We start from the raw sequence: 8,494 nt of genomic DNA on the forward strand, positions 1-8,494 counted from the left end.
AGCCCCGCGAGGCGCGGCTCCAGCGCGTGCCCCGCCTCGAAGCCGATGAAGCCACCCCAGGGGCCTGGCTCGGCCAGGCGCGCCAGTGCCGGGGCCACGTCGGCCGGCTGCCAGGCCATCACGGCCTCCTGAAGGCCCGAGAACAGTCGCATCCGGCCACTCTTGGCGTCATCGAGCAACAGGAAGGGCCGGGCAGGATCAAGCACGCGGGCGGCATAGCGCCCCACGGCGGCTGAGGGCAACTAGCCCCCCATGCGGCGGATATGATGGCGCAAACGGTCCACCAGCCGGTCGTGCGGGTCCCAGCCGAGCACGTCCATCGGATTGTCCACGAACGGCGACAGGCCGTTGATGTCGTGAAAGCGCGGCGTGCCGCATTGATCGTCAATCATGTATTCGATACCGCAGGCTTCCATGCCAGCTTCGCGCGCCAGCATTTCGGCAGCGGAGATCAGATTGGGCGGCGGTTCGGCGCGGCGGCGACGGCGGGTGGCGAGGCGCTGGACCAGTTCATCACTGGACGACACCACCAGGGCTTCGTCCATCGCCGTCACGTCGATCCCATAAAGATAGCGGCCACCCAGCAATTCGATGCGGGTGACATGGCCGCCGCGCGCCCGCACCAGCGCCTGCACCAGCCAGACGCCATTGGCCGACGGCGGCAGGCGCCCGGCGTCGGCGGCGGCGGCCAGTTCCTCGCGGCTGTCAAAACCGGCCAGTGCCGATCCGGCACCACCGACATCGGCCTTGACCACCAGCGGAAAGCCGATCGCTTCCGATGCCGCCAGCAGCGCTGCCGTATCGTGCACCACGCGCGTTGCCGGTGCCGCCAGGCCCAGCCGGTTGATCAGCGCCAGTTGCCGGGCCTTGCTGGCGTCGATGGCCATGGAATCAGCGCCGTTCAGCACCAGCGCGCCCTGCCCTGCCCAGTGATCGAGCAGCGCCATCGCATAATAGACCGGGTGCTGCTGGCCGGCCCGGGCCGAGCTCATCGCCACCCGGTTGAAGATCACCGGTGCCGGCGGCTGGCCCCCGATAGGATCAAAGCCATGCCCGGCGGTGTTGACCGGGAGATAATCGATGCCAGCGCGTTCAAGAGCCGAAAACAGCGGCTGAAACCTGTGCCCATGATCATAGACGATCGCCAATTGATGCATGCGTTTCCCCGGCCCGTCCCAATCTGAGCCAAGCCAACCTAACATCACTTTGCACTGCAGCAAAAGCCCCCATCCGGGGCATTACCTAATAGGGTAAGCCCTTATTCTCGCGACGTAACCAGTCGCGCCAAACAGCCCCCTAGCGAAATGAACAATGAGGGGGCGAAACATGCCTGCAACCCTGGCCAAATCCGGCGGACTGCTGGTTGCCATGGTCATCGCGCTGATGGCGATGGCACAGGCGCAGGATAGCGGCTTTGCCATTCACATGGCCATCATGGCGCTGGCCGCGCTGATCGCGGCGGGTGTCGTGATCGCCACAGGCAGCACGGGCGAAGCGCCAGCGCGTGACGAGAGCCGCTATGACGATGCGCCGGTGCGCTGGGGTGTGATCGCCACCACCTTCTGGGGCGTCGTGGGTCTGCTGGCCGGGCTGTTCATCGCCCTGCAACTGGCCTGGCCGGTGCTCAACTTCGGCTTTGAATACACCACATTCGGGCGGCTGCGGCCGCTGCACACCTCGGCGGTGATCTTCGCCTTTGGCGGCAATGCGCTCATTTGCACCAGCTTCTTCGTGGTGCAGCGCACCTGCCGCGCCCGCCTCGCCTTTCCCAGCCTCGCCCGCTTCGTGTTCTGGGGCTATCAATTGTTCATCGTGCTGGCCGCCACCGGTTACGTGATGGGCATCACCGAGGGGCGCGAATATGCCGAGCCGGAATGGTATGTCGATCTGTGGCTGACCATCGTCTGGGTCGCCTATCTGATCGTGTTCGGCGGCACCATCATCAAGCGGCGCGAACCGCATATCTATGTCGCCAACTGGTTCTATCTCGCCTTCATCATCACCGTGGCCATGCTGCACCTGGTCAACAACCTGTCGCTGCCGGTCAGCTGGGTGGGCTCCAAGAGCTATTCGGCCTTTGCCGGGGTGCAGGATGCGCTGACCCAGTGGTGGTATGGCCACAACGCCGTCGGCTTCTTCCTCACCGCCGGCTTCCTCGCCATGATGTATTACTTCGTGCCCAAGCAGGCGGAGCGGCCGGTCTATAGCTATCGCCTGTCGATCATCCACTTCTGGTCGCTGATCTTCCTCTACATCTGGGCCGGTCCGCACCACCTGCATTACACCGCCTTGCCCGATTGGGCGCAGAGCCTGGGCATGGTGTTCTCGGTGATGCTGTGGATGCCGTCGTGGGGCGGCATGATCAACGGCCTGATGACGCTGAACGGCGCCTGGGAGAAGATCCGCACCGATCCGATCATCCGCATGATGGTGCTGGCGCTCGCCTTCTACGGCATGAGCACCTTCGAAGGGCCGATGATGTCGATCAAGTCGGTCAACTCGCTGTCGCACTATACCGACTGGACGATCGGCCATGTGCATTCGGGGGCGCTCGGCTGGAACGGCATGATCACCTTTGCCTGCATGTATTATCTGGCGCCGCGCCTGTGGCACCGCCAGCGCCTGTACAGCCTGCGCCTGATCAATGCCCACTTCTGGCTCGCGACTGCCGGCATCGTCTTCTACACCGCCTCGATGTGGGTGGCCGGCCTTACCCAGGGCCTGATGTGGCGCGAATATGGCGCCGATGGCTATCTGGTGAACAGCTTTGCCGAAACCATCGCGGCGATCCACCCGATGTATCTGCTGCGCGCTTTCGGTGGCCTGCTCTACCTGTCGGGCGCACTGATCTTCGCCTTCAACATCGCGATGACCATCGCCGGCCGCCTGCGCCAGGAAGCAGCGATGACCGAGACCCCCTATTACCCCGCTGCCGACCGGCCACTGCCGATGCCGGGCAGCCTGCAACCGGCCGAATGAGGGAGCGCAACCATGGCCTCAACGCCTGAACCGGCCCCCACGGAGGGCTTTTCCCACCGCACGCTGGAGCGCAACATCACGCTGCTCGGCCTCTTCTCCCTCGTCGCCGTCGCCATCGGCGGCATCGTCGAGATCGCGCCCTTGTTCTGGGTCGATTCCACCGTGGAAAAGGTGGAGGGCATGCGCCCCTACACCCCGCTCGAACTGGCCGGCCGCAACATCTACATCCGCGAAGGCTGCTATGTCTGCCACAGCCAGATGGTGCGCCCGTTCAAGGACGAGGTGGAGCGCTATGGCCATTACAGCCTGGCCGCCGAGAGCATGTATGATCACCCCTTCCAGTGGGGATCGAAACGCACCGGCCCCGATCTGGCCCGCGTTGGCGGCCGCTATTCCGACAAGTGGCACCATGATCACCTCGTCGATCCGCGCAGCGTCGTGCCGGAATCGATCATGCCGCCTTATGCCTTCCTCGCCGAAAAGCCGCTGAACGCCGGCGACATGCGGGCGCACCTGAAGGCGCTGAAGGCCGTCGGTGTGCCCTATAGCGAGGCCGACATCGCCAAGGCCAATGACGACCTGAAACTGCAGGCGACGCCTGATGCCGACGCCAGCGATCTTGCCGCCCGCTATCCCAAGGCGCAGGCGCGGGATTTCGACGGCAACCCCGGCCAAGTGACCGAGATGGATGCGCTGGTCGCCTATCTGCAGATGCTCGGCACCCTGGTCGATCTCAAGGCCGCCGAGGCCCAGGAGCAGCCGAAATGAGCGATTACAACAGCCTGCGCCACCTGGCCGACAGCTGGGGCCTGTTGGCGATGACCCTGTTGTTTCTCGGCCTCGTGCTGTGGGCGCTGCGCCCGCAGGCCAAGACGCTGCACGACGATGCCGCCCGCATGATCTTCAGGCCAGAAAACCCCGGGAGTAATCATGATGACTGATCACAAGCCCGGCGTGGACGAAGCCACCGGCACCAGCTTCGTTGGCCATGAATGGGACGGCATCCAGGAACTGGACACGCCGCTGCCGCGCTGGTGGGTGTATATCTTCGCCGCCACCGTGGTGTTCGCCGCTGGCTATGTGGTCGCCTATCCGGCGGCGCCCGATACCGACGGCCTGACCGGCTGGAGCAGCCACCGCCAGCTCGCCGAGACGCTGACCGCCGAAGCCGCCGCCCGCGCGCCGCGCCTCAACGCCATTGCCGCCACCCCGATCGAACAACTGCCGGCCAATCCCGCGCTGATGCGCAGCGCAATCGAGGGCGGCCGCGCCGCCTTCAAGGTCAATTGCGTGCAGTGCCACGGCGCCGGCGCGGCCGGATCCAAGGGCTATCCCAATCTCAACGATGATGACTGGCTGTGGGGCGGCGACATCGCGTCGATCCACACCACCATCAGCAAGGGCGTGCGCAACCCGGATGTGGACGACACCCGCTTCAGCCAGATGCCGGCATTTGCCGACATCCTGTCCAAGGGGCAGATCCAGCAACTGGTCAGCCACGTGCGGGCCATTTCCGGCCAGGGCAAGCCATCGCCGGCCGGCGCGGCGCTGTTTGCCGAAAACTGCGCCAGCTGCCACGGGCCCGATGGCAAGGGCATGCGCGAACAGGGCGCGCCCAATCTCACCGACGGCATCTGGCTCTATGGCGGTGACCGCGCGACGTTGACCGAAACCATTGCCAAGGCCCGTTACGGGGTGATGCCGCACTGGGCCGGGCGGCTCGATCCGGTCACCATCAAGATGCTGGCAGCCTATGTCCATTCGCTGGGCGGCGGCGAGGCCAACCCGCCACCGCCGCCGATTGCAACAGCCGGTGGAGCCAATGTCGGCCCTTGATCTCATCAATCCGTCGAGCGGCCTGTATCGCAAGCGCGAGCCGGTGTTTCCGCGCGTTGTGAACGGTCGCTTCCGTCGCCTGAAATGGGCGGTGATGGCGCTGTGCCTGGCGGTCTATTACATCACGCCCTGGCTGCGCTGGGATCGCGGACCCTGGGCCCCTGATCAGGCGGTGCTGGTCGATCTGGCTGGCCGCCGCTTCTTCATGTTCGATATCGAGATCTGGCCGCAGGAATTTTATTTCGTTGCCGGATTGCTGATCATGGCCGGCATCGGGCTCTTTCTGGTCACTTCCGCCGTCGGCCGCGCCTGGTGCGGCTATGCCTGCCCGCAAACAGTGTGGACCGATCTTTTTCAGCATGTCGAGCGCTGGATTGATGGCGACCGCAACGCCCAGCTGAGATTGAACGCCGCGCCCTGGGGCGCCGCCAAGCTGGGCCGGCGGCTGAGCAAGTGGAGCCTCTGGCTGCTGATCGCGATGGCGACCGGCGGCGCCTGGATCTTCTATTTCGCCGACGCGCCCACGCTGGCGCGGCAATTCCTCACCGGCACCGCGCCCTTCGTGGCCTATGCCACCGTCGCCGTGCTCAGCTTCACAACCTTCACGCTGGGCGGGCTGATGCGCGAGCAGGTCTGCATCTACATGTGCCCATGGCCGCGCATCCAGACGGCGATGCTGGACGAGAAATCGCTGATCGTCACCTATCGCGACTGGCGCGGCGAACCGCGCACGCAGGGTGTGAAGAAAGCGGCAGCCAGCGGCGAAAAGATGGGCGACTGTATCGATTGCAGTGCCTGCGTGTCGGTGTGTCCGACCGGGGTGGACATCCGCAACGGGCCGCAACTGGGCTGCATCAATTGCGCGCTGTGCATCGACGCCTGCGACGAGGTGATGGCCAAACTGAACCGCCCGCGCGGCCTGATCGACTATCTCAACCTCGATGACCAGAAACGCGAGCGCGCCGGTGGCCAGGCGACGCCCGTGCTGAAGACCCTGCTGCGCCCGCGCACCCTGGTCTATTTCGGCATCTGGGCCAGCATCGGCCTCGCCATGCTGTTCACCCTGGGCGAGCGCACGCGCCTTGCCATCGACAGCGCGCAGGACCGCAATCCCATGGTCGTCACCCTGTCGGACGGGCAGGTGCGCAACGGCTGGACGATCAAGCTCCGCAACATGGAAAGCCGGCCGCGGCGTGTGGCGCTGGTGATGAGCGGCTTGCCCGCCGGCAGCCTGTGGACCGACGCCATGGACCGCCGCGACGCCGCGCGCAGCGTGAACCTGCAACTGGCGCCCGATGCCACCACCAGATTGCATCTCTACGTCGCCGCACCCGCCGGCCAGGCCGGCGAAACCGGCTTCACGCTGGTTGCCCGGCCGCTCGATGCCGCACGCGGCACCAGGGACGCGCGTGAAGCCGCCCGCACCCTCAAGTTCGTGCGCCAGTGAAGGAGAGGCCGAGATGAGCGCCAGCAAAGCCACCGCCCGATTCTCCGGACGCGCCTTTCTGGCCGTGATGGTCGGCTTCTTCGGCGTGGTGATCGCGGTCAACATCACCATGGCACGCCTGGCGAGTTCCACCTTTGGCGGGACCGTGGTCGACAACTCCTATGTCGCCAGCCAGGCGTTCAATGGCTGGCTGGCACAGGCCCGCGCGCAGGACCGGCTGGGCTGGGCCACGCCGGTCGCGCTGGATGCCGCCCGCCATGTGGTGATCATCGTGCCGGGTGTCAGCTTTGTGGCACAGGGCACGGCCCATCACCCGCTGGGCCGCGCGCCGGATGTGCCGCTGGCCTTCGCTGCCGATGGTGCCGGCAAGCTCGTTTCGACCACCCCGCTGCCGGCTGGGCGTTGGCAGGTGCGGCTGCAGATCCGCAGCGGTCATAACATCAAGAATGTGCTGGACGTGCTGGCGTGAACAGGCCCGCGCCTCGCCCCGTCGGCTCGGCGCTGGCGGTATCGCGCTTTGCCGTGCCGGGGATGCGCTGTGCCGGCTGCATTTCAAAGCTGGAACAGGGCCTCGCCGCTGTGCCCGGCGTGGCTGCGGCGCGGGTGAATTTCACCGCAAAGCAGGTCTTGGTCAGCCATGATGCAGCATTGACAGACCCGGCGCTGGTCAGCGCCATCGCCGGCCTCGGCTTCGAGGCCAGCCCGATCAGCAACGCGTTGGCCGGTCCGGACGGCGAGGCGCGGTCACTGGTCAAGGCGCTGGCAGTGGCCGGCTTTGCCGCGATGAACATCATGCTGCTGTCGGTCTCGGTCTGGTCCGGCGCCGGCGGGTTGACCCGCGATCTGTTCCACTGGCTCTCCGCCCTCATCGCCCTGCCGACCGTCGCCTATGCCGGCCAGCCTTTCTTCCGCTCGGCCTGGGCCGCGCTCAAGGCCCGCCGCACCAACATGGACGTGCCGATCTCCATAGGCGTCATCCTCGCCACCGCCCTGTCGCTGTTTGAAACCATCACCCACGGCGCCCACGCCTATTTCGACAGTGCCGTGATGCTGCTGTTCTTCCTCCTCGGCGGACGCTGGCTCGATGCGGTGATGCGCGACCGCGCCCGCGACGGCGTGAGCGCGCTCTTGAAACACATGGCCGCGGGCGCGCTGGTGATCGGCGACAACGGCCACAGCAACTGGCTGGCCGCCAGCGCCCTCCGCCCCGGCATGACCATGTTGGTGGCGAGCGGCGAGCGCCTGGCCGCCGATGGCATCATCAGCCGCGGCCGCAGCCATTTCGACCAGTCGCTGATCACCGGCGAGGCCATGCCGGGCACCGCCGGCATCGGCGACCCGGTGCTGGCCGGCACGCTCAACTGCGGCGACGCGGTGGAGGTGCGCGTGACCGCCGCCGGGCCCGACACCAGCATCGCCGATATCGCCCGGCTGATGCAGGATGCCGCGCAGGGCCGCTCGCACTATGTCCGCATCGCCGACAAGGCGGCGCGCCTCTATGCGCCGGCCGTCCACACGCTGGCCTTGCTGTCGTTTCTCGGCTGGATGCTGGCCGGCGCGAGCTGGCACGAAAGCCTGCTCATTGCCGTGGCCGTGCTCATCATCACCTGCCCCTGCGCGCTTGGCCTCGCCGTCCCCGCCGCCCAGATCGTCACCACCGGCGCGCTGATGAAGGCCGGCGTGCTGGTGAAGGACGGCAGTGCATTGGAGCGCCTCGCCGAAGCCGATGCGGCCGTATTCGACAAGACCGGCACGCTCACGCTCGGCACCCCTGCCCCGGTTGACCTGTCGACGCTGTCGCCCACCCAGGCCGGCATCGCGCTGGCCCTGGCCCAGTGCAGCCGTCACCCGTTGTCGGAAGCGCTGCGGGCGGCCCTGGTCGCTGCCGGCACAGACCCAGTGCCGGTCAGCGCAGTGAGCGAGACACCGGGCGAAGGCCTTTCCGGCCAGTGGCACGGCACGCCGGTGCGGCTCGGCCGCCCGGCCACGACTGCCGGCACCGAGATGGCCGCCGCGCTCGGCATTGGCGATGCGCCCGAAATCCTGATCCGCTTTGCCGATCCACTGCGCCCGGCGGCTGCCGCCACCATCGCCGAACTGGCAGCGCTTGGCCTGCCGGCCCACATCCTGTCCGGCGATCGGCCCGGCCCGGTTGCCGCCGTGGCGCAGGCCCTCGGCATCCCCGGCACGGGCGGCCTCGATCCGGCGGAAAAGCTCGCCGCGATCACGGCG

General features: G+C 66.8%; 8 protein-coding genes and 1 pseudogene. 7 read left to right on the top strand and 2 right to left on the bottom strand.

Annotated elements, in window-relative coordinates; all coding sequences use genetic code 11:
• Together GJ693_RS11540 and GJ693_RS11545 are read right to left on the bottom strand one after the other, a co-directional pair.
• Positions 1-206 (bottom strand): annotated as a pseudogene (locus tag GJ693_RS11540) (aminodeoxychorismate synthase component I); the annotation flags it as partial.
• A gap of 36 nt (positions 207-242) precedes the next feature.
• Entirely contained in the window at positions 243-1,157 is a 915-nt protein-coding gene (locus GJ693_RS11545; protein ID WP_156256453.1) for an ATP-grasp domain-containing protein, read from the bottom strand.
• Positions 1,158-1,326: 169 nt separating this feature from the next.
• Between GJ693_RS11545 and ccoN the strand changes: the two genes are divergently transcribed.
• The 7 genes from ccoN to GJ693_RS11580 form a co-directional block, all read left to right on the top strand.
• Complete coding sequence (gene ccoN, locus GJ693_RS11550) at positions 1,327-2,979, top strand: cytochrome-c oxidase, cbb3-type subunit I (protein ID WP_156256454.1); 1,653 nt, start codon at positions 1,327-1,329, stop codon at positions 2,977-2,979.
• A gap of 12 nt (positions 2,980-2,991) precedes the next feature.
• Complete coding sequence (gene ccoO / locus GJ693_RS11555) at positions 2,992-3,747, top strand: cytochrome-c oxidase, cbb3-type subunit II (protein ID WP_156256455.1); 756 nt, start codon at positions 2,992-2,994, stop codon at positions 3,745-3,747.
• On the top strand, positions 3,744-3,920 hold the full coding sequence (locus GJ693_RS11560; protein ID WP_156256456.1) for a cbb3-type cytochrome c oxidase subunit 3: 177 nt from the start codon (positions 3,744-3,746) through the stop codon (positions 3,918-3,920). Before ccoO ends, GJ693_RS11560 begins: the two co-directional genes overlap by 4 nt.
• Entirely contained in the window at positions 3,913-4,815 is a 903-nt protein-coding gene (ccoP, locus tag GJ693_RS11565; RefSeq protein ID WP_156256459.1) for a cytochrome-c oxidase, cbb3-type subunit III, read from the top strand. Before GJ693_RS11560 ends, ccoP begins: the two co-directional genes overlap by 8 nt.
• A complete protein-coding gene (ccoG, locus tag GJ693_RS11570) occupies positions 4,802-6,262 on the top strand; it encodes a cytochrome c oxidase accessory protein CcoG (RefSeq protein WP_156256457.1) in 1,461 nt (486 codons plus the stop codon). The genes ccoP and ccoG overlap by 14 nt, the downstream gene beginning before the upstream one ends.
• Positions 6,263-6,275: 13 nt before the next feature.
• A complete protein-coding gene (locus tag GJ693_RS11575; protein WP_156256458.1) occupies positions 6,276-6,731 on the top strand; it encodes a FixH family protein in 456 nt (151 codons plus the stop codon).
• A partial coding sequence (locus tag GJ693_RS11580) for a heavy metal translocating P-type ATPase (protein ID WP_268893157.1) occupies positions 6,728-8,494 on the top strand: 1,767 nt, incomplete at its 3' end. The genes GJ693_RS11575 and GJ693_RS11580, both read left to right, overlap by 4 nt.

It is taken from the genome of Sandarakinorhabdus oryzae, assembly GCF_009733735.1.
Lineage (GTDB): Bacteria > Pseudomonadota > Alphaproteobacteria > Sphingomonadales > Sphingomonadaceae > Sandarakinorhabdus > Sandarakinorhabdus oryzae.